Here is a 25,308-nt window from a genome sequence, read left to right as displayed (position 1 = left end):
GTTGCCTGTGCACTGCCCATGGTCACTTTCCCCACCGCGGAATCGCGGTTCGGACCCACGACGTTGACGCGTTCCTGATCCGGCCCGGGGGAGGAGCGACAGCTCCCGGCCGTCCGCGACGGAGTGGGATGACCCCCGGGACCGGGACGATTGGGCCATACTTTCCGTGTTCACCACCTCGGGGAGAGACATGAGGCTCGTTCATGCCCTGTCGGCGGTCGCCCTGCTCGGTATCCTCGGCACGACAAGTCCGCCACCACCGGCGGGCGTTGGTCATGCGGAGGCGGCCGCCGTCGCCTCGCCGGGCCCGGTCGGGCGGCTCTACGGCACCGCGGTCCGCACGTTCCCGACCCGGCAGCGCCAGGTCGCGCTCACCTTCAACGCGGCATGGGACGAGGCGGGCATCCCGGAGGTGCTGCGCGAGCTGCGCCGCCGCGGCACACCGGCCACCTTCTTCTTCACCGGCCAGTTCGCCGAACGCCACCCCGGTGCGGTACGGACGATCGCGCGGCGCCATGGCATCGGCAACCACTCCTACAGCCACCCGTCCTTCACCGGGCTGCCCCCGGACCAGGTCGAACAGGAGGTGCGGGCCACCGACGCGGCCCTGCGGAGGGCGGCCCGCACCGCCCCGCTGCCCTTCTTCCGCTTCCCCTACGGGGACACCACGCCGCAGGGGATCGCCCAGGTCAACTCCCTCGGTTTTGCCGACATCGAGTGGACGACGGACACCAAGGGCTATCTCGGCACCGCGCACGGCATGACCGTGGGGGAGGCCGTCAAACGGGTGGCCGAGGTGCTCGCACCGGGGGCGATCGTGCAGATGCACGTCGGTTCCGCCGATGGCTCCGGGGAGGTCCTGGACGCCCGGGCACTGCCGCGCATCATCGATCTGATCGAGGCCCGGGGGTATGAAGTGGTCGATCTGCGCACGCTTTTGGCCCCGTAGGCCGGGATGCGATTGAACGCCGGGCGGATCGCGCGGACCATGGAGCGGGAGGCCTGACCCGTGGCATTGCGCATTCACTTCGGCAGCGACGACTTCGCGCAGACAAGGCTGGCCCAGGGGCCCGACCCCATGTGGGAGGTACTGCTCAGCCTGCACATGCTGCAGACCGACGACGGGCCGCTGGTGTTCGACCGCTGGCGCCGCGCGGTCCGGGCCGGGCTCGACCCGCGGCTGCGCCGGCTGCTCACCCTGGCCCCACCGCGGGGCTACTCACCGGACTTCCTGACCCCCGCGGCGGCCACCGGAGGCATAGAACTCGGCATCAGCGCGCTGCTGTCCACCCCGCGCGCCCGGCTGTGCCACGACATGACGCAACTGGCCGGTTCGCAACGGCGACTGCCCTACCCGGCGGCCCGGGAACTCGCGGCCGGCGAGCCGGATGCGCTCCGCGAGCTGGGGGAGTCGGTCCGCTCGTACCACCGGTTGGCGCTCGCCCCGTACTGGACGCGGATCCGGGCCGAGGTCGATGCCGACCTGCTGCTGCGCGGCCGGGCCATCCCCCATGGACCGGCGAGCCCGTTCGATCATCTGATGCGGACCCTGCACCCGTGCCTGGAGTGGCAGTCGCCGGTACTGACCATGCATGGTCCGCATGTTCAGGGGGATCTGCGGCTGGAAGGCCGGGGGCTGCTGTTGCTGCCGTCGTTCTTCTGCTGGCGGATGCCCACGGTGCTGCGCAATCACGATCTGCTGCCGGTCGTCGTCTTCCCGGTCGAGCACAGCCCGGTCCAGCTGGTCCCCGACCGGGAGCGCGGAGCGGCGGGGCGCGGGCTGGACGCCCTGCTGGGGCGCACCCGGGCGGCCCTGCTGGAGGCGGTCGCGCAGGGCAGCACCACCTCCGAACTCGCCCGGTCCGCCGCGGTCACGGCCGCGACCGCCAGCCACCATGTGTCCGTGCTCAGGGACGCGGGCCTGGTCGTCACCCGGCGGGTGGGCGGCGCGGCACATCACACCCTCACCCCGCTGGGGGCGGACCTGCTCACCAGCCGCTGATCCGCCACCCCGCACTGACCTCCCGGATTAGACCTGGTTCTAATGCACTGGCCCGGTCGCCCGGGATCGGTCAGGCTGGTCGTGAGGAACGGGAGACCGCGGGGCACGGGGGACCGACGGTGGCCCGTGTCGACAGGGCCCGCATGTCCGACTGGAGTTGAGGTGCCAACGGGGGTGACTGCCGGTGCTGCCGTCTTCGACCGGCGGTCGGGCACCTTTACGGAACGGTTCGGATCGGACATGCGGTTCCGGTCGGCTTCGGTGGTGAAGCTGCTGATCGCGCTGGATGTGCTGGGGGAGCGGGGTACCGGGAGCGATCTCCCGGACGCCGACCGGGTCAGGCTGGGCTCCATGCTGCGCAGCAGCGACGACGACGCGGCGAGCCACTACTGGGAGCGGGACGGGGGCTCCGCCATCGTCACCCGCATGATCCGCCGCCTCGGCCTGCGGGACACCTCCGGGCCGCCGGCGGACCACCCGGGGCACTGGGGCTACTCGGCCCTCACCGCCGCCGACACCGTGCGGGTGTACCGGTATCTGCTGGATTCGGCGCCGGGTCCGGTCCGCGACTTCGTCATGGGCAACCTGAGGGAGTGCACCCGCCTCGGCTCCGACGGCTTCGACCAGCACTTCGGCATCCCGGGCGCGTTCGGCCGGCCCTGGGCGGCGAAACAGGGCTGGTCCGGGTTCGGCGCGGGGGGCGGGCCCGCCCCGGCGGGCGGGGTCGATCTGGCCCGTCCCGCGCTGCACACCACCGGAACCGTCGGTGCCGGCGACCGCTCGATCGTGGCCGTCTTCACCCTCCACCCGGTGGGCACCCCGCAGGGCACGGCATACACCCGGATCACCGAGCTCACCCGCTCCCTCGACGTCCCCGGTGCCAACCGCCCGGCCCACGGCTGACCAGGTCACCGACGAGCGGTGCGCTCACCGCGTGCGCCGGGCGTGCTTCGGTGCCCCTCTTGTGACACCGGCCGGTGCTGTATGACGGTGCGCCATGGGCGGGAACCCCGGCGGCCGGGGCCGTACGGTTCCGCCGATGGTCCGTTATCCGGCAGCAGGTGGAGATCGCGAAGGAGTCGTGCATGACCAGCCACGGCGAATACCCCGTCATCGACGCCGACAGCCACATCGTGCTGCCCGACTCCGACGACTGGTGGCGCGGAAGGCTCCCGGAGAAGTACGCCGCCTGGATGCCCAGGTATCAGGACGGCACACTGACCGCGGAGGGGCGGATCATCGAGCAGCCGTCATCGACCTTCCACGGCCGCCCCATCCAGGCCGCCTGGTTCGGCACCACCCAGGGAGCCACCTACACACCGGGCAGCTGGATGCACGACGACCCGGCCGCGGTGGAGGTGCTCGGCGCCCTCCGCCGCGGCGGCCTGGACCCACGCGACCGGCTCGCCGCCATGGACCGGGAAGGGATCACCCTCGCCCAGATCTTCCCGTCCAAGGTGCTCGGACTGCTCCCGGCCCTGCACAGCTCCGCGTTCGCCCACGAAGTCGTCAAGGCCTACAACGACTGGGTGCTCGCCTACTGCGCCGAGGACCGCGCCCGGCTGTTCCCGGTCGCCGCCCTGCCGCAGCACGACCTGGTGCTGGCCGTGGAGGAGGCGCACCGGATGCTGGACCAGGGCGTCCGCGCGGTCATCCTCCGGCCCAACACGGTGGCCGGGACCAATGTCGACGATCCGGTGTACGAGGCCCTCTGGGCATTCTGCGAACGCCATGCGATGGCGGTGTGCTTCCACGAGGGGTTCGGCGTCGCCCGCATTCCCCGGATCGGCACCGAACGCACCCGCGACACCATGCAGGGCCATCTGGTCAGCCACACCTTCGAGCAGATGACAGCGGTGATGCTGCTCATCACCGGCGGCGTCATGGAGCGGTTCCCGCGGCTGAACTTCGCCTTCATGGAGAGCGGTGCCGGGTGGGCGCCGTTCTGGCTGAACCGGATGGACGACCACACCGAGCAATTCGCCAAGGACCGGCCCCCGTTGCCGGAGAAGCCCAGCAGCTACTTCAAGCGCCAGTGCTACCTCGGGATCGAACCGGAGGATCCGCTGCTTCCCATGCTCGTCCAGCAGGGCCTCGAAGAGAATCTGCTGTTCGCCAGCGACTTCCCCCACTTCGACGCCAAGTTTCCCGGCGCGGTCACCGCGCTGACCGAACGGGGCGACCTGACGGAGCCGGTCAAGCGCAAGCTCCTCAGCGACAACGCCCGCCGCTTCTTCGGGATCACCTGATGCGGTCGGCCCTCCCGGGGTCCGACCCCCGCTTCGCCGCAGTGCTGCGTGAACTGGAGGCGCGCTCCCAACGGGAGCAGACCGAACTCGAGGCGCTGCGCGCGGCCGGCGGCAGCGCCCTGCGCGACCGGGCGGGCTCCTTCATGCTCGACATCGGCCCCGAGGCCGGCCTGCTGCTCAACACCCTGGTGCGGGCGATGGGGGCGCGGACGGTCCTGGAGGTCGGCGGCTCGGTGGGCTACTCCACGCTATGGCTCGCCGAGGCGGTGCGGGCGACCGGCGGCCGCCTCCACTCCATCGAGGTCGATGCCGGGAAACAGGCCGAGCAGCGGGCCAATGTGACGGCGGCGGGCCTCGACGCGGTGGTCGAACTGACCTCGGTCGAGGCACCGGAGCTGCTTCCGGGCCTCCCCGGCCCGGTCGACCTGGTGCTGCTGGACCACTGGAAGGAGCTCTACGTCCGGGACTTCGAGGCCTGCTGGCCGGCCCTGCGCAGGGGCGGCCTGGTGGTGGCCGACAACATCCTGGTGCCCCTGAAGAACGCCGAGGTCATCGCCCGTTACCGGCGGCATGTCAGCCGGCTGCCGGATGCCCGGAGCCAGGTGCTGGCAGTGGGCGATGGCATGGAAGTCACTACAAAGTGTTAATCATCTCCCGGCGTCCGGGTGGTGGCCGGTCCCTGCCTCTAGCGTTGCCTCCGTCATCGCCGCCGCACCCGGGGAGACCGTCCCATGAAGATCGGCATTGAATCGGAACTGCCGGTGGTCGACCGGCTGGGCGAGGCGGCCGGCCGGGAGGCGGTGCAGTCGCTGTTCCGGCGGCTCGCCGGACGGGCGGACTTCACCGCCTACCACGACGCCGGCAGCGGGGCGCTCGTCGGCGCCACCTCGGTGCGGAGCAATGGCACCCTGATGGTGGGCAACGACTACGGCATCTGCACGGTGGAGATGGCCCTGCCGCCGGAGGAGGGCTTCGCCTCCGCCAAGGCGGCCTGGAACCAGGCCCTGGACTCGCTGGTCCTCCCCGCCCTGGCCGCCGAGGGCCTGTCCGCCCTGGCCCATGGCTGCCAGCCGCGGACCGAGACGCTCGGCGGCCCCTTCCTGGCGGACAAGGGTCACTACAGACTGTGGCTGGCCCAGGCCGAGCGGTACCCGGGACACTATGCGGCCGACGCCTGGCCCGGTTTCGCGGCCGTCCAGTTCAACATCGATGTGCCCCTGCCGCAGGTGGTCACCTTCTGCAACACGCTGATCAAGATGACGCCGCTGATCTACGCATGGGGCGCCAACTCCGCGGTGTTCGGCTCCCGGGTACAGCCCTGGTACTCCCTGCGTCTGCAGGGATACCTGGAACTGGCCGGCTCCAACCCGTTCTTCGCCCACCGGCTGCACTTCCCCCGCCGGCTCCCTCACGACCTGGCCGCCTATATGCGCGAGGCCTGGGCGCTGCCCGTCTTCGAGATCGACCGGGCCGGCGTGACCCACAGCCCGGTGGACCCGCACCTGACCACCGCACAATTCGCCGCGGCCGGTGACGCCGAGTTCATCGACCTCAACGGGGCCAAGTGCACCCTGAGTTGCACCCCGGCCGACCTGGCCGCCGGGCTGGTCTTCTACTGGCCGGCGGTGCGGGTGCGGATGCGGCTCGACGAATCGTGCACCGTCCCGGAGATCCTCCGCGCCGTGGCCGCCGGCCGCCCCGAGGAGGTGCTCCGCGACGGCGGGCGCGGCACCTTCGCCGAGGTCCGCCACCTGCCGACGATGGACCGGGCGGAAACCTTCTCCTGGCTGGCGATGCTGCTGGGCTGGCTGGGCGACCTCGAACGGTGCCGGGACCTGTTCGACAGCTGGACGCTCGAGGACGCCCGGGCGGCGGCCGCCAGGGTACAGACCCATGGCTGGGCGACGGACGTGGCGGGAGCCCCACTCACCGAGTGGGGCCGCCGGGCCCTCGACCTCGCGGCCGGCTCGCTGCGCCGGAACCCGGTCGCGCCGGTGGCTGAACTGTCCACGCCGGCCCGGCGCCTGAGGGACCGGACGAGCCCGGCGACCGACGCCGTCAGGTGTCTGCGCAACGAGGGAATCGACGCGCTCGTGGAAAGACTGAGGATGTGCTGAGGTGACACCACGGCCCGTTCCCGCGCAGGCCTACAACTTCTCCGCCGGACCCGCCACCCTGCCCCGCCCGGTGGCCCGGCGGGTACGTGAGGAGTTCGCCGCACATGCCCGGGACGGTGCCTCGATCATCGAGATCAGCCACAAGAGCCCCCGGTTCACCGGGCTGCTCGACACCACGGCCGGCCTGTTCCGTCGGCTGTGCGGAGTTCCGGAGGACCATCACCTGCTCTTTGTGCACGGCGGTGCCCGGATGCAGTGCTCCGCCGTCCCGCTCAATCTGATCGGCCGGTCCCCGACCCGCACCGCCGGCTATGTCGAGACGGGCCTCTTCGCCCGGCAGGCCCGCCGGGAGGGAGCCCGCTACGGCACCGCCACGATCGTCGCCACCAGCGAGGACACCGGCTTCGACCGGATACCCGAGCTGCCGCCGGCAGACCGCCCGGAGCGGTTCGCCTACCTCCATCTGACCGGCAACAACACGGTGTACGGCACCCGTTGGAACGCCTTCCCCGAAGACTTCCCGGCGCCGCTGGTGGTGGACGCCACCAGTGACATCCTCTCCCGGCGGCTGGACCACACGCGGTTCGGCATCGTCTACGCCGGATTCCAGAAGAACCTGGGACCGTCGAGCATGGCCCTGGTGACCGTCCGCGACGACCTGCTGGGCCACGCCCTGCCCCGGACTCCCAAGCTGCTGGACTACTCCGTCTACGCCCGGACGGGGTCGCTGGACAACACCCCCAACACCTTTGCCGTGTTCGTACTGTCCCTGGTCCTGGAGTGGGTCCGGGAGCGGGGCGGGCTCGCCGCGGTCGAGAAGACGAACCTGGCGAAGGCACAACTGCTCTACCGGGAGCTCGACCGTTCGGGCTTCTACCGCCCCACGGCACATCCCGGCCACCGCTCGGTCACCAATGTGGTCTTCCGGCTCGCCGAGGAGTCGCTCACCGGCGAGTTCCTGGCCCGGGCGGAGTCGGAAGGCCTCCTCGGCCTGGCCGGGCACCGCCTGGTGGGCGGCGTACGGGCCTCGCTCTACAACGGGATGCCCGAGGAGGGCGCCCGGGCACTGGCAGGCTTCCTGCACGAGTTCGAACGCCGGCATGGCTGACGCGGCACTGAGCGGCCTTGCCGAAGTCCGGTGCGGCACCTGCGCCCCGCAAGGGGCGCGGGGAACTGCGCGACCAGCCCCCACCGGGCCCGCAGCGACCGCACCGCACTTCCAGCGAAGCGCTTAGCCGGGCCGCACCACGGTGAACGCATACCGCCCCAGGCTGAAGAAGTACCGCCCCGCCGCGGCCAGTTCATGCAGCTCCCGGCGCCAGGCCCGGGTCTGCTCCGGGTCGGCCCGCGGATGGCCGGCCAGGAAGGCCTCGATGAAACCGATCTGCCAGTAGCTGTAGGCGCCTTGGTGGCACTCCCGGTTGAGGAAGGTCAGGGTGGTCAGACTCTCCTCATGGAAGCCGGCCTTCCGCAGCAGCGGGCCCAGCCGCTGCGGCAGCCGGGGGTGGGCCACATGGTCGTCCCACAGCTCCAGGATCCGGCGCATCCGGTGCCGGTCGGCCGAGTGCCACACCAGCGAGTCCCAGTCGGTGTCCAGGATCACCGCACGGCCTCCCGGCCGCAGCACCCGGCCGAGTTCCGCCAACGCCCGCTCGATGTCCTCGACATACTCATAGACCTGCACCGAGACCGCCGCGTCGAAGCTCGCGTCCGGGAACGGGAGCTCCTCGCAGCGCCCGGGCCGCAGACTCACCCGCCCGCCGGCCGCCGCACAGCGCGGCCGCGCCAGTGCCAGCATCGACTCGCTGATGTCGATGCCGCACACCTCGCCGTCCGGGCCGGCCCGCCCGGCGAGCTCCGAGGTCAGATAGCCCGGCCCGCAGCCGACGTCCAGCACCCGGTCCCCGGGGGACACCGCGAGCTGCCGGCGCACATGCTCCCGCTGCATCAGCATCTCCGGGGTGTGCGCCTCCACATCGGCCTCGGTGGCCCGTTCGCCGTCGAAGCGCAGCAGGTCCGTCATGGGGATGCCTCCTTCACCGGCGCCCGGGCGGCCGTCAGCCAGCGCCGGGCCCGTCCCACCGAGCGGTCGGTCAGTTCCGGGGACTCGCCCACATAGCGAGCGGGGTCTAGCAGCTCGTCGAGCTCGGCGGCGGAGATCCGGGAGCCGATCTCCTCGTGGGCCAGCAGGCAGGCGCGCAGCGAACGGCCCTCGCTCTGGGCGTGCTGGCTCACCTCGTACACCAGGGTGTGCGCGCTCTGCCGGCCGATCCGCCCGGCGAGGGCCAGCATCACCGCCTCGGTACAGATGAACTCGGCCGATGCACGGGCGTGCTCGGCCATCCGCTCGTGGTGCACCTCCAGATGGGCGAGGACGTCATTGAGGATGCCCAGCGCGGCCAGCGCACAGTGCGAGACATCGGCGACCGAGACCCACTCCATCCGCAGGCCGCGGGAGTCTCGTTCGTGCTCCTGCACCATGCTCTCGATGCCGAGGGCCGCATGGGACCTGGCCAGCCGGGCCAGCAGCACCACCTGTGCGGAACGCTCCGGATTGCGCTTGTGCGGCATGGTGCTGCTGCCCACCCGGCCGTACTCCCAGCCCTCGGCCACCTCGCCGACCTCCGGCCGGGACAGGACGCGGATCTCGTCGGCGATGCGGGCCAGCGTCCCCGCGAGCATGGCCAGGGTGGTGCCGAACTCCGCGACCCGGTCCCGTGCGACATGCCATCCGACCACGGGTACCCCGAGCCCGAGGCGCTCGGCGAAGGTGTCCAGCAACGCACGCCCCCGCCCCCCGAAGCCGGCCATGGTGCCGACCCCGCCGCACAGCTGGGCGACCAGCACCCGCTCCCGCATCTGCGTCAACCGCTCGCCATGGCGCGTCAGTTCGTCCAGCCAGCTCGCCACCTTCAGCCCAAAGGTGAACGGCAGGGCCGGCTGGCCATGAGTGCGGCCCACCATCAGGCTGTCCCGGTGCTGCTCGGCCAGCTCGGCCAGCCGCTCCACCATGGTGGCCAGTTCGGTGTCCACTTCATCCAGGACGTCCCGCATCTCCAGGGACTGTGCGGTGTCCTGTATGTCCTGGGTGGTGGCTCCCAGGTGCACCATCTCTCCCGCGCCACCGTCACAGGCCGCTTCCAGGCCGCGCAGCAGCGGCACCAGCGAGTGCCCGGTGCGCCGGAACTCGGGGGCGAGCGAGAGAAGATCGATTCGGCCCGGCTCACAGGCCCGGGCGACCCGGGCGGCCGTCCCCGGGACGAGCATTCCGAGTTCCTCCTGGCTGGCGGCCAGCGCGGCTTCGACCCACAGCCAGCGCCGCAGCCGGCACAGGTCGCAGAAGATCCGGCGGCTGGCGGCCGTGGCATAACCCCCGCCATGGAAGAGCGAATCGGCCACCTGGCCCCGCTCATGGCTGCACTGCGCCGCCGGGCGGCCGGGCAGGGTTTTGGTGTGGGGACTCTCCATAGGCCTTATGGTCCATGAGTTTCCCGAGCGTTCCCAGGGGAAGTCCTGCCATTCAACCGAATTGACGGTGGGATTCCGCCCCTTGTTCACCATCGTGGCCATAGGTGGTGCGTGGCCACATAGACCAGGCATCCCACGAGCACACTGAACAGCAGAGGCATGCGGCGCACCGCGGCGAATACCACCGCAAGGGTGCCGAATACCACTGCGGGCGAGGGGAGTTCGAGTTCCGTTCCGGCCACCGAGCTGATTGCCAGGACGAGCAGCACGGCCAGCGGGACCTGCCGCATCCAGGCCGTTCCGGTCAGCCGATGGCTCAGTGCGGTCGTGCCGGCCAGCCGCATCAGGCAGGTGCCGAGCCCGGTGAGGACGATCGACAGCACGACCCCGGTCGTGTTCATGCGGCCTCGGTCATGGCCAGGCTCCAGCGCCGGTCCGCCGCGGCCAGCAGCACGGTCAGCGAGGCCATGGCCGCCAAGGCCGCGAACGGCCCGGTCAGCCGGGCGAGGATGACGAGCCCCAGGCCCGCGACGGTCACCCACCACCGGTGTCGGACGCCGATGGAGCCCAGGGCGTCGACCGCGAGCGCGATGAACAGCGCGGGGAGGGCAAAGGCGGTCCAGCTCCCGGGGATGACCGGCCCCACGGCCGCTCCGCCCACCGTGCCCGCCACCCAGGCCAGCCAGCACGACACATGGATTCCGTAGTAGAAGCCGACCGGGGCGTCGGGACGTTGCAGATCCAGCGCGAAGGCCTCGTCGGTGAGGGTCTGGGCCAGTGCCAGCCGGTCCCTGCGGCCGACCCGGTGGAAGACCGGGGCGATCGCGAGACTCATGGGAACGTGCCGCAGATTGACCACCAGCATCCCCAGGGCGACCAGCAGGGGATGCTGCCCCAGGGCCAGGGCCTGGAGCCCGGCCATTTGCGCGGCCCCCGCATAGATCCATGCCGACATCAGCAGGGAAACCCAGCCGGACATGCCTGCCGAAGCGGCAATGGCGCCGAATGCCGCCGCCACCGGCAGATAACCCATGGCCGCGCCGGCCGAATGGCCAAGACCCCGGACGAAAGGGCTCGCCCGCAGCTGGTACGGCAATGGGCTCACTCCTTGGGCAGGCGGTGAATCGGGCGCGGAAATCCTCAACTCCCCATGATTGCCCATGCCGGTGAGCAGCGTGCCGAGTACCGGAAAGACAAAATCCCTGATATTAAAAGCCGGTGCTACTGGTCGGATTGCAGGGGCCCCATAAAGACCCCATCGGGAGGAGGGAGGCCCGTGGGGCGGGGCAAGGTGCCTGACCTGCCTCGCCGTTGGCGTGATCTTTATGGTCGTCGGCGAAGCTTGGCCGGATCGTTGCAGGCGGTAACGGGCCCAGTGGCAACATCATTTGGTGATGGTGACGGCGCGCTGTGTGACAGCGGGTGAACAGGGGCGACTTGGGGGCCTATGTGGCAGGGGACCAGGCGTCCGTCATTTCGGAGTGGGTGCTTCCGGCCGTCGTCTGCGCGCCCGTGACCTGGGTCTGCCTGGTCTTCCGCTTCCGTGAGGAGGGGCGCCTGCTGGGCTCGTTGCGGTCGGTCGGCCTGGCGGTGGGCGTGGTGCTGTGGACCTCCGGCGTGGCCGCCGTGGCCAGTGGGCTGCTGTTGCCGCATGCGTCCAGCGTGCCCCCGATGGCCGTGGGGGCCGTGGCCGGTTCGGGGGTGATACCGCGCGGCCGGGGCGAGCAGGCCGGTGCGCGGGCGACCATGGCCGTGCTGACGCTCGGCGATTCGCTGCTGCTCCATCAGCTGGCCCTGCGGCTGCGGATCGACCGGGCCGACTGGTGCGACCGGATGGCCGAGGGCTTCCGGGACTGCTGGGACCTCGATGCCTTCGCCGGTGCGCTCAGAAGTCACTTGTTGCTGCGGGTGGATGTGCCCGGGCGTACCGGCCGGACGCGCACCGCCCTGCGGCGGGAGATCGTCGAGCGCCATGCGGAGGTGCGCACGGCGGCCCAGAAGTGGATCACCGTGGAGACCCGCGTCGACAAGGTGTGCCAGCAGCAGCGGCGCCGTCCCACCCGGGAGGAGGCGCGGCTGGTCCGGCGGGCGTTCGGGGAGGCCGAGCAGTACCTCAAGTACCTGCTCGAGCTCGAGCACGCTCATGGCAAGCGCAGTGACGGCGGCAAGATCCTGGAACTCAGGAGACGGCACCTGTCCGGTCGGGACGCCGATGCCGTGCGGTCGCCAGTGCCATAGAGGTGTCCGGCGCCGCATCCGGCTCACCGGCCATCGCGGGGTCGAGGAAGGTGATCTCCACCCGGGCGTTGAGCGAGGCGGCGACCGCGGCCAGCGAGCGCAGCGTCAGATTCTCGTCACCGGAGAGGATCTGGCTCACCCGGCCGGGAGAGACCCCCATCCGGTCGGCCAGATCCTTGCGGGACAGGCCGCGTTCCGCCAGCAGTCCGGCGAGCGACGCCGTGGCCTGCCGGGCCAGCCGGGCCCCGGCGGCATCCGTGGTGCGTCCGCTCTCGGCGGGTTCTCTCCAGGCCATGGCCGGCCCCCCTGGTGCGCTGTGGTGGCGATGTCGTCGGTGCGGTGCGGCCGTTCGCCGACCGTTCCCAGCAGCATGCCACCTTTAGGCGTAGCTAAAAGCAGGGTTTCGGGCAAAGAAGCGGTCAGGTGTCGGGGGGTGCTCCTTGGGGGTTGGATGACCAGCGGATACGAGGAGGGCGGCGGTTTTCGGCCAGATTCCGCGATTCGCCCGGGCGGGCCCGTCCAAGGGGTCCGTACCGATCCGTCAGCCACCCCCTAGCCAACCCCCCTGCCGCTCCCTATCATTCGAACGCTCCCGTCTTCCGGGTCCCGGCCGTTGTCATGACCATGCGGCATTTATGCCGCTGAGCGGACTCCGCGGCCGGCCCGGCATCTCGCATCCTCAACGCTCAGGCCGGCAGGCCGACATGCTGTCGGCCCACCCCTTCCGCTTCAGGGGGACCCCGTGTTGACCGGATCGGCAATCCATCCGGCCCTCGCGCATCGGGGGCGGTCACCGGCCGGCCCGCGGCACAGGGTCGAGCCTTCGTCCCCTCGGGCTGCCCCGGCCGCCCGAAGACAACCGATTGGAGAATCATGCCCGGTGGCCTTGTCACAGCCGGTGCGATCACGGCGTTATTCGCTTCGGGGTTCGCCACGCAGAGCCCGTCGTCGGTCATCACCAACCCGCCGCCCGACAAGATCGTGATCGACGTCGCGACCGTCAATGGATCGGGCTGTCGGCCGGGTACCGCCGCGGTCGCGGTCTCGCCCGACAACACCGCCTTCACCGTCACCTACAGCGAGTACCTCGCCCAGGTCGGCGTGGGCTCGAAGCCGACCGACTTCCGCAAGAACTGCCAGCTCAATCTGATCGTGCACGTACCGCAGGGCTACACCTACGCCATCGCCAGCGCCGACTACCGGGGCTATGCGCACCTGGAGAGGGGGGCGAGAGGCGAGGAGAAGGCCTCGTACTACTTCCAGGGGTCGTCCCAGACGGTGCCGAGCAGCCACTACTACGCGGGCCCGTACGGCGACAACTGGCAGGCGAACGACACCGTTCCGGTGGGCGAGCTGGTCTGGGCGCCCTGTGGTGAGCTGCGGAACTTCAACATCAACACCGAGGTGCGGGTGGACGCGGGCACCTCGGACCCGTCGAGGACCACCAGCTTCATGACCATGGACTCGACCGACGGCAGCATCAACACCATCTACCACCTGGCCTGGAAGGAGTGCCCCAAGAGGTAGGCCCGGCCCGCACCCTCGCAGCAACACCTGCCCGGCGGGCCCGGCCGCGATGGCGGGCCCGTTGGGGCGCGTCCGAGGGCTCTCAGCTGAACTTCACCCGGACTTTATGCTGCCTTCAACCGCCGCTGCCTGCGGACATAGCGCTCCGCACGGTCGCGGTGACCGATAGGGTATAGACCTTTGGCGGAAACCGAGCGAATGTGGGGAAGCCACAGCGAAGCCCGTGGCCCGCAAGGGCCGCACGCCACCGGCGCCCTTCGCGCCCCCCGATCGCACAGAGCCAGATGCCTGCATTCAGCCGCGACACCGTGAGTTCCTCGCATACGGCCGACGCCATCACCGACGCCCCGGATCCGCCGGCCGGATGGCCGGTCCACCCCCGGCGACTCCTCGGACAGTGGGGCCGGGGGGTGCCCGTGTGCATGCACAGCCCGCCCGCCCGCCGGGCGGCCCTGCCCACCGCTCCGCCGTCCCGCGCGGTCTCGCTGCCGCCCTCGCTCCGGTCGGTGGCCGCCGCCCGCCGGTTCGCCGAGCGCTGGCTGGCCGAATGGGGGCTGGACGAGCTGGCGCCGGACGCCGCGCTGCTGCTGTCGGAGCTGGTCACCAACGCCATCGTGCACGTCCCCGACGGCTCGGGGGATGTCGAACTCGCCCTCGCCCGCACCCCCGCCCAGCTGATCGCCCAGGTCACCGACGCCGGCGGCAGCCTGCCGCAGTGCGGCCGGGCCGGTCCGGACAGCGAGAACGGGCGCGGCATGTGGCTCGTGGAGCAGATCGCCGACCAATGGGGACACCATGTGTCCGCCGCCGGGAAGACCGTGTGGTTCGCCCTGCCCCTCCCGGCGGCCCCGGCCCGGTGACCGCCGCGGGCTGCGCGGTGCACGGGTTCGGAGGGACGATGGAAGACGTCGCCGCGGCCTACCGCGTCAGGAGGACGCCGGTACTGCGCTTCCCGGGGCCGTGACACAAGCGGCTCCGCCGCGCGGCCCCCGGATCCCCGGCCCGGGCGCAGGGAGGACCTCGCATGGGCGCCACCGAAGCATTCCGGTCGGATCCCGATCCGTCCGGCGACGCCCCGTACGAGCCCGGCGGCCTGCTCGACGTGCTCAGCGTGGCCGCCGTGGTGCTGGACCAGGACGGCCGCATCGTGCTGTGGAGCCCGCAGGCCGAAGACCTCTTCGGCTGGACCACCGACGACGCCCTGGGCCAGTACGCCGCCCGGCTGCTGGTCGCGGAGGAGAACCTCGGAGTGGTCCTGGACCTCTTCGCCACCGTGATGGGCGAGGGCGAGAGCTGGGCCGGTGTCTTCCCCATCCGGCACAAGGACGGCCACACCCGCCAGGTCGAGCTCCGCAACATGCGCCTCGAGGACCAGCACGGCAAGCTCTACGCCCTCGGCATCGCCACCGACCTGGAGCTCCTGCGCGACATCGAACGGGACCTGGCCCTCTCGCTCCAGCTGGTGGCCAAATCGCCCATCGGACTCGCCGTCCTCGACTCCGAGCTGCGGTACGTCATGGTCAACCCGGCCCTCGAACGGATCCACAACCTGCCCGCGGAGAAGCACCTCGGCCGCCGGGTCCGTGACGTCGTGCCGCTCGCGGACGTGGACACGATCGAGACCGCCATGAACGAGGTGCTGGCCACCGGCGTCCCCCTGCTGGACCAGTTCACCGTCGGCCGCACCGGCGACGAGTCCGAGGAACGGGCCCGCCTGGTCTCCTACTACCGGCTGGAGGACCCCGCCCGGCATGTCCTCGGCCTGGCCGCCTCCGTGGTGGACGTCACCGACCGGTACCGCGCCGACCGCGCCGCCGCCGAGGCCCGCCGCAGGCTGAAGCTGATCGCCGACGCCTCGGTGCTCATCGGCACCACGCTCGACCTGGACCAGACCGCCCGGGAGCTCGCCCAGGTCGTGGTGCCCGGCCTGGCCGACGTCGCCGCCGTCGACATCCTCGACACCGTTCTGGAGGGCAACCACGCGCCCGCTCCGTCCACCGGACAGGCCGCCGTGTTCCGGGCGCTCGCCATGGCCTCGGCGGACACCCCCGGCGCCGGCGAAGCGGCCCGGGCCGCCGACTCACCGGGGCAGATAGCCAAATACGACGACGACCGGCTGATCACCCGGTGCGTGAGCACCGGCCGTCCGGTCCATCTGCCCCACGTCAGTGCCCCCGACCTGCCGCGCATCGCCCGCGACCAGGCCGCCGCCACGGTGCTCGCCCGCGCCGGACTGCGCTCCTATGTCGCCGTGCCCCTGATCGCCAGGGGCGAGGTGCTCGGCGCCCTCGACCTCAAGCGCACCGACAACCCGCGGCCCTTCGGCGAGGACGATGTCGTGCTGGCCGGCGAACTCGCCGCCCGGGCCGCCGTCTGCATCGACAACGCCCGCTCCTACCAGCGCGAACGCGCCACCGCCCTCACCCTCCAGCGCAGCCTGCTGCCCCAGCGGCCGGCCGGCTCGGCCGGTCTGCAGGTCGCCTACCGCTACCAGCCCGCCGGTGCCGCCGGACAGGTCGGCGGCGACTGGTTCGATGTCATCCCGCAGTCCGAGGGCAGAAGCGCCCTGGTCGTCGGCGACGTCATGGGCAGCGGCATCCCGGCCGCCGCCGCCATGGGCCAGCTGCGCACCTCCGCCCGTACCCTCTCCGGCCTCGGCCTCGACCCCGCCCGGGTGCTGCACCACCTCGACCGGGCCGCCATCGGTCTGGGCCAGATGATCGCCACCTGCTTCTACGCCGTCTACGACTCCCGCGACGGCAGCTGCCTGGCCGCGAACGCCGGCCATCTGCCGCCGGTCCGACTGCGCCCCGGACAGCGTCCGCTGCTGCTCGAGCTGCCCACCGGAGCGCCCCTCGGGGTGGGCGGCGTCCCCTTTGAGAGCGTCGCCCTGGAACTGGCCGCCGGTGACCGGCTGGTCCTCTACACCGATGGCCTGGTGGAGACCCGGGACCAGGCCATCGACGAGCGCCTGCGGGCGCTCGTCGACCTCCTCGACCGGCCGCCGCTCGCGCTGGAGGAGACCTGTGATCTGCTGCTGTCGACGCTGCGCGCGGGCAATGACCAGGACGATGTCGCCCTGCTGATCGCGGAGGTCGGGTCGTCACAGATCCCGTAATTCGTGCTGTGCCCGAGTGGCCGATTCCAGGATGTCCCCGAGGAGGCAGGACAGCCGGTCCACACCCGGTGCGGGCGCCCGGTCCGTCCCGGCGCTCGGCCGGCCGGCCCCGGCCGCCAGTTCCGCGTTCACCTGGTTGAAGATCTGCTCGTCGAGGAAGTAGGCGTCCCGGGGGATGTCCAGGCTCTGGCAGACCTTGAGCAGTGTCTCCAGGGTGAGGTTCGAGCCGTCGGCGGACTCGGCGTGGGACAGCGTCCGCTTGGACACCCCGGCCCGCGCGGCCAGGCCGTCCAGGGTGAAGGGGCCGTCCGGATGGTGTTGTCGTATGTACCGCAGCCGTCTGGCGATGTCGGACTTCGCCGTGTGGATCCGCTCGTCCAGGGCCCGGGTGCGCGGCTTCGGCCCTGCCGCCTCACTCATCGGCACTCACCGGCCTTTCCCCCCAAGTCACCGCGCGGCCTTGGGCGCGGTCGTGTTCCGACCGGAGGACTCTAGCTTCTTGATCAATGATTGGGCCAGGTCAGGGTCAAGTTTTGGCGCATTGGATTGCACTGGGGTTGCAGCAAGTTGCAATGTGCCCGTGCCCATGGTTAACGTCCGCGGTGGCGCGGGCGGCGGTCGCTCACGGTTACGGGGGTGCTGTGAGTGCCGCTGTCCGGTCCCGCGTCACGGCAGCGTGGCAACGACCGCCGCATACGAGAGCCCCGCCCCATATCCGAGCAGCAGAGCCGTGTCACCCGAACTCGCCTGGCCCGACGAGAGCATCGCATCCATGGCGAGGGGGATGGAAGCTCCCGATGTGTTGCCGGCCGTGACGATGTCCTTGGCCACCGACACCCTCTCCGGCAGGCCGATCCTCTTCACCATCGCATCGATGATGCGGACATTGGCCTGGTGCGGAATGAAGACATCGAGGTCGGCCGGTGACACGCCCGCGGCATCGAGGGCCCGGGCGGCCACTTTGGACATCTCATAGACGGCCCACCGGAAGACCCGCTGGCCCTCTTGCCGCATCCAGGGGAACTCATGGCCGGGCGTCTCCCTGAGCACATCCCAGGGGGCGGTCTGTTCGATCGCGTCCGCCTGCGAGCCGTCCGCTCCCCAGACCGCCGGGCCGATGGCGGGAGTCGCGGAGGGGCCGATCAGCACGGCACCCGCACCATCCCCGAAGATGAAGGCAGTCGAACGGTCCCGGAGATTCAGCAGATCGGTCATGCGCTCCACTCCGACGACCAGGACATGGCCGCCGCGGCTGCGGACCGTGTCCGCCGCGAGCACCACGCCATGCGCGAATCCCGCACAGCCTGCCGACAGGTCGAAGGCCGCCGCGCCCTTTGCACCGATGCGGTGTGCGATCTCCGTGGCGACGGCCGGAGTCTGTTTGAGGTGGGTGAAGGTCGCGGCGATCACACAGGTGACATCGGCCGGAGTGATGCCCGCCGCCGCGACGGCCTTGGCCGCGGCCTCCTCGGCCATCACGGCCAAGGTCTCCTCGGGCCCGGCCCAGCGCCGGGCCACGATCCCCGTTCGCGAGCGGATCCAGTCGTCCGACGAGTCGATGAGACGGCAGGCCTCCTCGTTGTCGACGACCCGGCGGGGCCGGTACGTTCCCAGGCCCGCTATCCGTGCGAACCGGGCACCCTGTGAGGTGATGAGTTCCGGCTTCATCCCCTTCGCCGCCCCGTCCCATCGGTGCGCGGCTGCCGGCCCGGCCGCGGCGTCCCGGCACCGCCGGCGGTGCTCATGCGCCGCCCCACTTTTCCCGTGCCTCGGCGAAGGTCTCGGCGAACAGGGGGTCGGACACCGAACCCCGCTCGTGCCTGCCCCCGTACCGCTCCTCGTAGGCGGCGAACCACTCCGGGTCCGAGCCGAGGAACAGCACGTCGTGGAAGGCCATCCGGCGCATGGCCAGCATCGGGACCGGTGCGCGCGACACCTGGAACTCCGGGTTGCGCGCGGCCCGTTCGTCGCAGCCCGGGTGGAACTGTGCCAGCATCAGCCCGCGGCCCACCAGTTGGGGCTTCGCCAGCCTGTGCGCCTCGTCGAGCAGGTGGTGGTGCTCCTCGGGGAGCCCCGTCAGGACCAGGACCAGCGTGTGCAGTATGCGGTTGCGGCCCTCCCACCGAATGGTCTCGAAGCGCTGGGCCATCCGGTGCACCAGCTGCACCAGGCCGTCGGCGTCGATACCCGGATCGACCTGCCACTCCTTCAGCAGAAAGCTCTGCGCCTTCATCGACGATTCGACGAACGGGCAGACCGGGCCGTCCCGGTTGATGCTCTGGTGCGGCCGGGTGATGAACTCCTCTATCCACAGCCGCCCCAGGTCAAGGGGCGAGGTGGCCGGGTGGCCCGCCGTGCCCTCGCTCTCCTGTTGCGACGCAACGGCCGGTCCTGACCGACTCATGGGTTCCCTCCGTTTTTGGGACGCACTGAACCGCCCCCCGGACTCGCCCCTCTCGTACGGGAGTCGAGGTGACTCGGCGATTCGGCGGTTCAGCTGGTGGCGGTTTGGTTGTGTCGGTTCGGTGATCGTCGGTTCAGTGCTCGGCGCCGACGCGGTGGAGTCAGTAGTTCTCGCCGAAGGCGGCACGCTGGGTCTTGGCCAGCCAGCCGCTGAACAGCCGCCCGATCGGTGCCGCCGGGACGCCGCCCTGCTCCCCAGGGCCGGCCACGGACAGCAGCCAGGCCGGCATGAAGCGCAACGTCCAGCCGGGGGCCGTCTTGCGCATATGGGCCGCGAAGCCCTTCCAGATCCGGCTGTCCAGGGCCGGGGCGAGCCGGCCGGCCAACTCCCGCTCCTCGTCCCCCGCGTGCACGGCGAGTCGCTCGCGCACCTCCCGGGTGCGCGTGGCCAGTTCGGCCGCGGCCCCGTCGTCCGTGCCGAGCCGCTTGCTCGCCTCGTGCCAGAGGTGCAGCACCTTCGCCAGCTCTTCGTGCTCGGCGGTCATCAGGGCCAGCGCCTCCTGGTCCGCCCCGTGCTCACGCAGCCGCGGCCAGAGGAAGTCGTCCTCGCCCTCGTGGTGGTGCGCGATCACCTGGAAGAGCATGTCCGCGTACTCCCGCAGTGCGGTGGCCCGTTCGGCATCGGATGTCCGGGACAGCTGCTCGGCGGTCCGGGCGGTCCGGTCGAGATCGCGCACCATGGCCCGATGGGCCAGCAGCATCGTCCGGTGCCCCTGGGGCAGTTCGACGGTGGACTCGTCCATGAGTGGCTCCCTACGGAATCGACTGCGAAGTGGCGTGGCAATCCTGCCCGGAGAAGAGTCCTATCGGCACCGCTCGAGCAGTTCCGTGAGGGCCGTGGCCAGACGCTCCACCTCGCCCACGGTCCCCACCGATATCCGCAGATACCCGGGCAGTCCAAGGGCATCGAGATTGCGTACCAAGATGCGGTACTCAGCCGCGAGCCTGGCCGTGAACCGCACGCTGTCGCCCGGTGCCGTCCCCTCGCCCGGCACCTTCACCATCACAAAGTTCGAGGCGGAGGGGGCGTACTCGATGTCCAGTGCGTCCAGCGACTTGCACAGCAGTTCCCGGGCCCTGGCGTTGTCCGCACGTACCCGCTCGATGTGCTCGGGCTGCTCCAGCGCCCGCAGCGCGGCCCGCTGGGCCGGCCGGTTGACGTTGAAGGGCAGCGCGCCCGCGGTGGCGTTGATCCGGTCGATCAGATCCCTGGGGCCGATGGCGCATCCCACACGTACCGAGGCGAGTCCCCACGCCTTGGAGAAGGTACGCATCACCAGCACCCGGCGGCCCTCACGTACCGCCTCGAGTGCGAACTCATGGACCGGGCCCGCGAAATCCATGTACGCCTCGTCGAAAACGAGGACCGTTCCACTGCGCTCGGCGGCGCCGATCAGCCCCATGACGGCTGGGCGGCCGAGCACCGCGCCGGTGGGGTTCAGCGGGTTGCAGACGAAGGCGAGGGCGGCGCCCCGGGCCATCTCGGCCGCGATCCCGTCGACCGGGATCGAAGCGTCGCGCAGCGGAACGGTGCGGGCCCGCGCTCCCACGGCCGCGGCGGACGCCGCATAGCCGGGGAAGGTGGTGGCCGTGGTGACGACGGATGTGCCGGGCTCGCGCAAAAACGTCATCGAGGCGACCAGCACCAGTTCATCGGTGCCATTGCCGACCGCGACCAGGTCGGGTGCGACCCGGAAGTGGGCGGCCAGCCTTGTGCGGAGTTCCCTGCATTCGCTGTCGGGATAGCGATTGAGGTAGCTCGCCGCCTCCGCCCGCACGGCGTCCACGGTGCCGGGCGGCGGACCGTAGGGGTTCTCGTTGAGATGCAGTCGGAGGTGGTCCTCCTTGCCGATGATCTCGGTGTCGGCGAAGAAGCCCGGCGATGGAACCTGGCCCTGGGGCATGGTGAATCCTTTCTCGAACGGTGCCGACCGCGCAGCTCAGCCGAGTTGAACGCGGGCTATGGTCCGCAGCCGGCCGGCCTCCTCGCCGAGCAGCGCGCGGCAGCGGAAGCGCTGGATCTTGCCGCTCGGCGTTCTGGGCAGATGGCCGCGCTCCACGAAGACGCACTCGGCGAGCGCGATGCCGGACTTCTCCCTGGCCACGGTGGCGGCCTGGTCGGCGATGAGCCGGAAGTCGTCGCTCCTGCGCTTGGGTTCGAGGAGCAGGACCAGCTTGGCGGGACCGCTGCCGGTGATGTCGACCAGCGCCGAGCAGCCCTTGCGCACCGGTCCCATCGCCTCGACCGCCGATTCGATCTCGCTGGTGTAGACATTGCGTCCGCCCACGGAGATCAGGTCGTCGGCCCGGCCGACGAAATACACCTCGCCGTCGTGGACGAACCCCAAGTCTCCGGTGTGCAGCGCCCCGTCATGGAAGCGCTCGGCGGTGCGCTCCGGGTCTCCGTAATAGCCGGTGGCCAGGCTGGGCGAGGAGACCCGGAGTTCCGAGACCCGGCCCGGCCGCTGGGTGCGCACCGTGACACCGGGCAGCGGCGGCCCGTTGGAGACCAGCCGGGTGGCGCCCGGCGCGCCCTCGGAGACCTCGACGATCTCGCCGTCGAGCAGGGCCGGCCCGTCGAAGCTGCGGGTGACCGGAGCCGCCGCCAGTGGAGTGCAGGAAACCGCCAGGGTCGCCTCGGCCATCCCGTACGCGGGCATGAACGCCGTGTCGGACAGGCCCGAGGTGCGGAACGCCGCCGCCGTGGCCTCGAGGGTCTCCCCGTCGACCCGCTCCGCTCCGATCACACAGACATTCAGGGCGAGTTGCCGGGGCAGCTGCGTTCTGCCCTGGGCCCGGGCGGCGAGGTGCAGGGCGGTGTTGGTGCCCGCCGTCATGGTGGCGCCGAACTCGGACATGTCGCGGAACCAGGTGCGCGGCGCCATGCCGAAGCGCTCGGGCGACGACAGGACCAAGTCGTGGTCGAACGCCCAGGCGTGGAGCGTGGTGCCGAAGATTCCCATGTCGTGTGAGAGCGGCAGCCAGGAAGCGATCGTCTCGGCGCCCGGCCGCCCGCCCGTCATCTCGTGCAGCATGCGCAGCTGGGTGCCGATGGCCCGGGTGCTGAGTGCACAGCCTTTGGGCAGGCTGGTGCTGCCCGATGAGTACTGGATGAAGGCGGTCTCCTCGGCGCCGGGCGGCGCCGGGTCGACGCTTCCACTGCCGTACAGCGACGTCCAGTTGAGCACCGGGAGCTGCGCGGCGAGTGCCACGGGCACCAGCGGCTCCAGGTTCTCGTCGATCAGCAGCACCGTGGGGTCGAGCTGGTCGGTGAGTACGCTCAGCCGCCTGCTGTATTCCTCGGGGGTCTGGCCGCGGGCCGGCAGCGGGAACGAGGCGACGGCGCCGCCGGCCAGCCAGACGGCGAGGAGTCCGCGCAGGGTGTGCGCCGAGTTGGTCAGCACGGTGGCGACCCGGCTGCCGGGACGCACCCCGGCGGCGCGAAGGGTCGAGGCCATGCCGTGTGCGTCGGCGACGACCTCGCGCCAGGGGACGTGGCCGAAGCCGTCGTCCTGCCAGTGGTGCAGGACTCCATGGGATTCGTTCCGCAGCAGGAGATCCCAGAGCCCGGTGCCGGTGGTTGCCATGGTCACTCCACATCCACGAGGGAGAGGTCGGATCCGCCGTGCGAGCGTTCCGCCATGGGGACGATCCGCTGCTGACTGACCAGGAGTTCCTCCTGGCTGAGCTTGCTGCCGCTGACCCGGCTGACCCCGGCCTCGCGCATCGTCATCCGCTCGGCGTCGATCCGGATGACCTTCCAGGCCAGCCGGGTGCGCTCCAGGCTCCAGATGAAGATCGCGGAGAGGTCGACCTCGTACCACTTCATGCCGTGCCGGGCGGACCGGGGAAAGGCGTGGTGGTTGTTGTGCCAGGCCTCACCGAAGGAGGGCAGGGCCAGCCAGGCGACGTTGCGGGAGTGATCCGTGGTGGCGAAGCGGCGTCGGCCGAAGTAGTGGCCGATCGAGTTCACGGCATAGGTCATGTGGTTGATGAGGAAGATCCGCACAAGTCCCCCCCACAGCATGCCGGTCAGCAGCGCCTGGACCGAGCCACCGGTGATGGCCAAGGCCATCAGGCCCGGCAGCAGGACACCGACGGCGACGACGGCCACGAAGTTCTCACTGAGCCAGCGCAGCGGCTTCTCCCTGACCAGGTCGGGGCAGTAGCGGATGGGGTCGGAACTGAGCCCTTCGTCGAAGAGCCAGCCCAGGTGGGCGTGCCAGATGCCGGCGGCCGCGCCCTTGAAGCCGGGTTCGAAGCCCAGGTGCGGGCTGTGGGGGTCGCCCTCCTTGTCGGCGACGCGGTGGTGCTTGCGATGGTGGGCCGCCCAGATGATCGGCGGGCCCTGCCCGGCGAGCACGCCGGCCGTGGCAAGTGCCACCCGTATCGGCTTGTATGTCTCGAACGAGCGGTGGGTCAGCATCCGGTGATAGCCGGTGGAGATGCCGATTCCCGAAATGACGTACATGACCAGCGTGACCAGCACATCGGTCCAGCCGAAGATGTGGTTCCAGGCCAGCACCATGGCTGCCGCGAGTGCGAACAGTGGCACCAGGGAGGCCGCGAGCATATAGAAGCGGTGTTCCTTGCCGTCCAATCCCCTCTTCCCTTCGTATCGTTGAGTCCCGGTGTCAGCGCCTTTCGGCGTCAGACGCCCGAGGTCGTTTCCGGATCGAATTCGGTGCGCAGTGCGGGGAGCGCCAGCGAGAGGACCGCGGCACATCCGGTGAGCACGGTCCCGACGAGGAACGCCGAGTGGAAGCTCGCCAGCAGGGCGTCCGGCACCGCCGCGCCGGCCGCGGTCTTCTCGCGGAGCCGGCTGCCGGCCAGGGTGGCCAGGACCGCGAGGCCGATGGCGCCACCGATCTGCTGGCCGGTGTTGAGGACTCCGGAGGCGGCCCCCGAGTCGGACTTCGGCACCCCGCTGACGGCCGCCACCACCAGGGGCACCATGGCCAGGCCGTACCCGGCCGCACAGAGCAGCAGGGTGGGCAGGATGTCGGAGACATACGAGGCGCTGACCGGGGACCCGAGCAGCAGCGCGAGTCCGGCGGTGGCCGAGCCCAGCCCGGTCAGGCACAGGACGCGGCTGCCGACCCTGGGCAGCAACTGGATCGCGATCCCGGAGAAGGCCGCCATGGTGACGCCGAACGGCGCCCAGGACACTCCGGCGCGTAACGGGGACCAGTCCTGGAGGTTCTGCATGTACTGGGTCAGGAAGAAGAAGATCCCATACAGCCCCGAGGCGGCGAGCAGCATGATTGCGTTGGCCGTGGAGATCTGCCGGCTGGCGAAGATGCCCAGGCGGATCAGCGGCTCCGGAGCACGGTGCTCCCGGAGGGTGAAGGCCGCCAGCAGCGCACCGGAACCCAGCAGACCGGCCACGGTGGCGGCGGATCCCCAGGGGCGGTGGTTGGTGCTGATCACCGTGTAGACGAGCAGCAGCAGTGCACCGGTGATGAGTACCGCTCCGGTGCCGTCCGTCGCGGGCCGCCTGCCCGGGCCGTCCCCGCGGTCGGCGAGCACGGGCCGCAGCGCAAGGACGAACAGCAGCACGCCGACCGGGATGTTGACGAAGAACACCCAGCGCCAGGAGACGAGATCGGTGATGACCCCGCCGAGCAGCACACCGGAGACCCCCGAGATCCCGGTGAGCCCGCCCCAGATGCCCAGGGCTTTGCGCCGTTCCTTCGCCTCGGTGAACACGGTGATCAGGATGGAGAGCGCGGCCGGGCTGAGCAGTGCCGCGCCGAATCCCTGGGCGCCGCGTGCCACGATCAGCACTTCGGGCGATCCGGCCAGGCCACAGGCGAGCGAGGCCGCCGTGAAGACCCCGAGGCCGGTGAGGAACATCCGCCGCCTGCCGAACAGGTCCGCGCAGCGGCCCCCGAGCACCAGGAAGCCGCCGAACAGCAGCATGTAGGCATCGACGACCCAGGCCAGCGAGGCCCGGTCGAAGCCGAGGGTGGTGCGGATCGTCGGCAGCGCCATGGACACCACCGTGTCGTCGATGATGACCATGAACTGCGCGCCGCAGGTCACCGCCAGCGCGAGCCCTGCCGCCTTGGATGCCGCGCCGGATACGGGTTCAGCGGCGGACCAGGTGGTTCCCCTGCCCATATT

General features: G+C 70.8%; 23 protein-coding genes and 1 pseudogene. 11 read left to right on the top strand and 13 right to left on the bottom strand.

Annotation, left to right across the window (positions count from 1 at the left end; all coding sequences use genetic code 11):
- The first annotated feature begins 190 nt into the window (after positions 1-190).
- From ABCR83_RS08815 to serC, 7 genes and pseudogenes are all read left to right on the top strand, one after another.
- Positions 191-949 (top strand): polysaccharide deacetylase family protein, encoded by a 759-nt coding sequence (locus ABCR83_RS08815; RefSeq protein ID WP_462694299.1) that lies wholly within the window; start codon positions 191-193, stop codon positions 947-949.
- Positions 950-1,009: 60 nt separating this feature from the next.
- Positions 1,010-2,002: a helix-turn-helix domain-containing protein gene (locus ABCR83_RS08810; RefSeq protein ID WP_462694298.1), complete on the top strand. Its 993-nt coding sequence runs from the start codon at positions 1,010-1,012 to the stop codon at positions 2,000-2,002.
- Positions 2,003-2,128: 126 nt separating this feature from the next.
- Positions 2,129-2,896 (top strand): annotated as a pseudogene (locus tag ABCR83_RS08805) (serine hydrolase); the annotation flags it as partial.
- A gap of 191 nt (positions 2,897-3,087) precedes the next feature.
- The gene (locus ABCR83_RS08800) at positions 3,088-4,251 is read left to right on the top strand and encodes an amidohydrolase family protein (RefSeq protein WP_462694297.1); all 1,164 of its coding nucleotides are present in this window, start codon (positions 3,088-3,090) and stop codon (positions 4,249-4,251) included.
- Complete coding sequence (locus tag ABCR83_RS08795) at positions 4,251-4,898, top strand: O-methyltransferase (protein WP_462694296.1); 648 nt, start codon at positions 4,251-4,253, stop codon at positions 4,896-4,898. The genes ABCR83_RS08800 and ABCR83_RS08795 overlap by 1 nt, the downstream gene beginning before the upstream one ends.
- 84 nt (positions 4,899-4,982) lie before the next feature.
- Positions 4,983-6,368, top strand: coding sequence for a glutamate-cysteine ligase family protein (locus ABCR83_RS08790; RefSeq protein ID WP_462694295.1), 1,386 nt, complete (start codon positions 4,983-4,985; stop codon positions 6,366-6,368).
- A gap of 1 nt (position 6,369) precedes the next feature.
- A complete protein-coding gene (serC, locus tag ABCR83_RS08785; RefSeq protein WP_462694294.1) occupies positions 6,370-7,476 on the top strand; it encodes a 3-phosphoserine/phosphohydroxythreonine transaminase in 1,107 nt (368 codons plus the stop codon).
- Positions 7,477-7,599: 123 nt separating this feature from the next.
- Here the strand turns inward: serC and ABCR83_RS08780 are convergent, their stop codons facing one another.
- From ABCR83_RS08780 to ABCR83_RS08765, 4 genes are all read right to left on the bottom strand, one after another.
- Positions 7,600-8,391: a methyltransferase domain-containing protein gene (locus ABCR83_RS08780; RefSeq protein ID WP_462694293.1), complete on the bottom strand. Its 792-nt coding sequence runs from the start codon at positions 8,389-8,391 to the stop codon at positions 7,600-7,602.
- Complete coding sequence (locus ABCR83_RS08775) at positions 8,388-9,836, bottom strand: class-II fumarase/aspartase family protein (protein WP_462694292.1); 1,449 nt, start codon at positions 9,834-9,836, stop codon at positions 8,388-8,390. Before ABCR83_RS08775 ends, ABCR83_RS08780 begins: the two co-directional genes overlap by 4 nt.
- 86 nt (positions 9,837-9,922) lie before the next feature.
- Positions 9,923-10,237, bottom strand: coding sequence for an AzlD domain-containing protein (locus tag ABCR83_RS08770; RefSeq protein WP_462694291.1), 315 nt, complete (start codon positions 10,235-10,237; stop codon positions 9,923-9,925).
- A complete protein-coding gene (locus tag ABCR83_RS08765) occupies positions 10,234-10,932 on the bottom strand; it encodes an AzlC family ABC transporter permease (protein ID WP_462694290.1) in 699 nt (232 codons plus the stop codon). Before ABCR83_RS08765 ends, ABCR83_RS08770 begins: the two co-directional genes overlap by 4 nt.
- Positions 10,933-11,285: 353 nt before the next feature.
- Between ABCR83_RS08765 and ABCR83_RS08760 the strand changes: the two genes are divergently transcribed.
- Complete coding sequence (locus ABCR83_RS08760) at positions 11,286-12,074, top strand: hypothetical protein (RefSeq protein WP_462694289.1); 789 nt, start codon at positions 11,286-11,288, stop codon at positions 12,072-12,074.
- Here ABCR83_RS08760 and ABCR83_RS08755 read toward each other — a convergent pair.
- Positions 12,016-12,369: a helix-turn-helix domain-containing protein gene (locus ABCR83_RS08755; RefSeq protein ID WP_462694288.1), complete on the bottom strand. Its 354-nt coding sequence runs from the start codon at positions 12,367-12,369 to the stop codon at positions 12,016-12,018. The genes ABCR83_RS08760 and ABCR83_RS08755 overlap by 59 nt on opposite strands.
- 578 nt (positions 12,370-12,947) lie before the next feature.
- Here ABCR83_RS08755 and ABCR83_RS08750 point away from each other — a divergent pair.
- The 3 genes from ABCR83_RS08750 (at position 12,948) to ABCR83_RS08740 (ending at position 16,719) form a co-directional block, all read left to right on the top strand.
- Positions 12,948-13,601 (top strand): DUF4360 domain-containing protein, encoded by a 654-nt coding sequence (locus tag ABCR83_RS08750; protein WP_462694287.1) that lies wholly within the window; start codon positions 12,948-12,950, stop codon positions 13,599-13,601.
- A 422-nt stretch (positions 13,602-14,023) separates the two neighbouring features.
- Positions 14,024-14,461: an ATP-binding protein gene (locus tag ABCR83_RS08745; protein ID WP_462694286.1), complete on the top strand. Its 438-nt coding sequence runs from the start codon at positions 14,024-14,026 to the stop codon at positions 14,459-14,461.
- Between the two features lie 164 nt (positions 14,462-14,625).
- Complete coding sequence (locus tag ABCR83_RS08740; RefSeq protein ID WP_462694285.1) at positions 14,626-16,719, top strand: SpoIIE family protein phosphatase; 2,094 nt, start codon at positions 14,626-14,628, stop codon at positions 16,717-16,719.
- On the opposite strand, the gene ABCR83_RS08735 is transcribed toward ABCR83_RS08740, so the two are convergent.
- The 8 genes from ABCR83_RS08735 to ABCR83_RS08700 all read right to left on the bottom strand — a co-directional run bounded on the left by ABCR83_RS08735 (position 16,705) and on the right by ABCR83_RS08700 (position 25,305).
- On the bottom strand, positions 16,705-17,139 hold the full coding sequence (locus ABCR83_RS08735) for a helix-turn-helix domain-containing protein (RefSeq protein WP_462694284.1): 435 nt from the start codon (positions 17,137-17,139) through the stop codon (positions 16,705-16,707). The genes ABCR83_RS08740 and ABCR83_RS08735 overlap by 15 nt on opposite strands.
- Positions 17,140-17,385: 246 nt before the next feature.
- Complete coding sequence (locus tag ABCR83_RS08730; RefSeq protein ID WP_462694283.1) at positions 17,386-18,387, bottom strand: beta-ketoacyl-ACP synthase III; 1,002 nt, start codon at positions 18,385-18,387, stop codon at positions 17,386-17,388.
- Positions 18,388-18,460: 73 nt separating this feature from the next.
- A complete protein-coding gene (locus tag ABCR83_RS08725; RefSeq protein ID WP_462694282.1) occupies positions 18,461-19,123 on the bottom strand; it encodes a DUF6875 domain-containing protein in 663 nt (220 codons plus the stop codon).
- A 160-nt stretch (positions 19,124-19,283) separates the two neighbouring features.
- On the bottom strand, positions 19,284-19,925 hold the full coding sequence (locus tag ABCR83_RS08720; protein ID WP_462694281.1) for a hemerythrin domain-containing protein: 642 nt from the start codon (positions 19,923-19,925) through the stop codon (positions 19,284-19,286).
- A 60-nt stretch (positions 19,926-19,985) separates the two neighbouring features.
- Entirely contained in the window at positions 19,986-21,086 is a 1,101-nt protein-coding gene (locus tag ABCR83_RS08715; RefSeq protein ID WP_462694280.1) for a pyridoxal phosphate-dependent aminotransferase, read from the bottom strand.
- Between the two features lie 36 nt (positions 21,087-21,122).
- Positions 21,123-22,769, bottom strand: coding sequence for an AMP-binding protein (locus tag ABCR83_RS08710; RefSeq protein ID WP_462694279.1), 1,647 nt, complete (start codon positions 22,767-22,769; stop codon positions 21,123-21,125).
- A 2-nt stretch (positions 22,770-22,771) separates the two neighbouring features.
- Entirely contained in the window at positions 22,772-23,782 is a 1,011-nt protein-coding gene (locus tag ABCR83_RS08705; RefSeq protein ID WP_462694278.1) for an acyl-CoA desaturase, read from the bottom strand.
- Positions 23,783-23,832: 50 nt separating this feature from the next.
- Positions 23,833-25,305 (bottom strand): MFS transporter, encoded by a 1,473-nt coding sequence (locus tag ABCR83_RS08700; RefSeq protein WP_462694277.1) that lies wholly within the window; start codon positions 25,303-25,305, stop codon positions 23,833-23,835.
- Between the last annotated feature and the right edge of the window lie 3 nt (positions 25,306-25,308).

This window comes from Streptomyces xingningensis, from assembly GCF_054957865.1.
The sequence above is the reverse complement of the archived record's forward strand: the minus strand, read 5'-3'. Positions and strand labels throughout refer to the sequence as shown.

What these genes read in the sequence shown, in the direction of transcription:
- ABCR83_RS08815 (WP_462694299.1), top strand. Translation starts at nt 191, where the DNA reads ATGAGGCTCGTTCATGCCCTGTCGGCGGTCGCCCTGCTCGGTATCCTC.
- ABCR83_RS08800 (WP_462694297.1), top strand. Translation starts at nt 3,088, where the DNA reads ATGACCAGCCACGGCGAATACCCCGTCATCGACGCCGACAGCCACATC.
- ABCR83_RS08795 (WP_462694296.1), top strand. Translation starts at nt 4,251, where the DNA reads ATGCGGTCGGCCCTCCCGGGGTCCGACCCCCGCTTCGCCGCAGTGCTG.
- ABCR83_RS08790 (WP_462694295.1), top strand. Translation starts at nt 4,983, where the DNA reads ATGAAGATCGGCATTGAATCGGAACTGCCGGTGGTCGACCGGCTGGGC.
- ABCR83_RS08780 (WP_462694293.1), bottom strand. Translation starts at nt 8,391, where the DNA reads ATGACGGACCTGCTGCGCTTCGACGGCGAACGGGCCACCGAGGCCGAT.
- ABCR83_RS08775 (WP_462694292.1), bottom strand. Translation starts at nt 9,836, where the DNA reads ATGGAGAGTCCCCACACCAAAACCCTGCCCGGCCGCCCGGCGGCGCAG.
- ABCR83_RS08770 (WP_462694291.1), bottom strand. Translation starts at nt 10,237, where the DNA reads ATGAACACGACCGGGGTCGTGCTGTCGATCGTCCTCACCGGGCTCGGC.
- ABCR83_RS08755 (WP_462694288.1), bottom strand. Translation starts at nt 12,369, where the DNA reads ATGGCCTGGAGAGAACCCGCCGAGAGCGGACGCACCACGGATGCCGCC.
- ABCR83_RS08750 (WP_462694287.1), top strand. Translation starts at nt 12,948, where the DNA reads ATGCCCGGTGGCCTTGTCACAGCCGGTGCGATCACGGCGTTATTCGCT.
- ABCR83_RS08745 (WP_462694286.1), top strand. Translation starts at nt 14,024, where the DNA reads ATGCACAGCCCGCCCGCCCGCCGGGCGGCCCTGCCCACCGCTCCGCCG.
- ABCR83_RS08740 (WP_462694285.1), top strand. Translation starts at nt 14,626, where the DNA reads ATGGGCGCCACCGAAGCATTCCGGTCGGATCCCGATCCGTCCGGCGAC.
- ABCR83_RS08735 (WP_462694284.1), bottom strand. Translation starts at nt 17,139, where the DNA reads ATGAGTGAGGCGGCAGGGCCGAAGCCGCGCACCCGGGCCCTGGACGAG.
- ABCR83_RS08730 (WP_462694283.1), bottom strand. Translation starts at nt 18,387, where the DNA reads ATGAAGCCGGAACTCATCACCTCACAGGGTGCCCGGTTCGCACGGATA.
- ABCR83_RS08725 (WP_462694282.1), bottom strand. Translation starts at nt 19,123, where the DNA reads ATGAGTCGGTCAGGACCGGCCGTTGCGTCGCAACAGGAGAGCGAGGGC.
- ABCR83_RS08720 (WP_462694281.1), bottom strand. Translation starts at nt 19,925, where the DNA reads ATGGACGAGTCCACCGTCGAACTGCCCCAGGGGCACCGGACGATGCTG.
- ABCR83_RS08715 (WP_462694280.1), bottom strand. Translation starts at nt 21,086, where the DNA reads ATGCCCCAGGGCCAGGTTCCATCGCCGGGCTTCTTCGCCGACACCGAG.
- ABCR83_RS08710 (WP_462694279.1), bottom strand. Translation starts at nt 22,769, where the DNA reads ATGGCAACCACCGGCACCGGGCTCTGGGATCTCCTGCTGCGGAACGAA.
- ABCR83_RS08700 (WP_462694277.1), bottom strand. Translation starts at nt 25,305, where the DNA reads ATGGGCAGGGGAACCACCTGGTCCGCCGCTGAACCCGTATCCGGCGCG.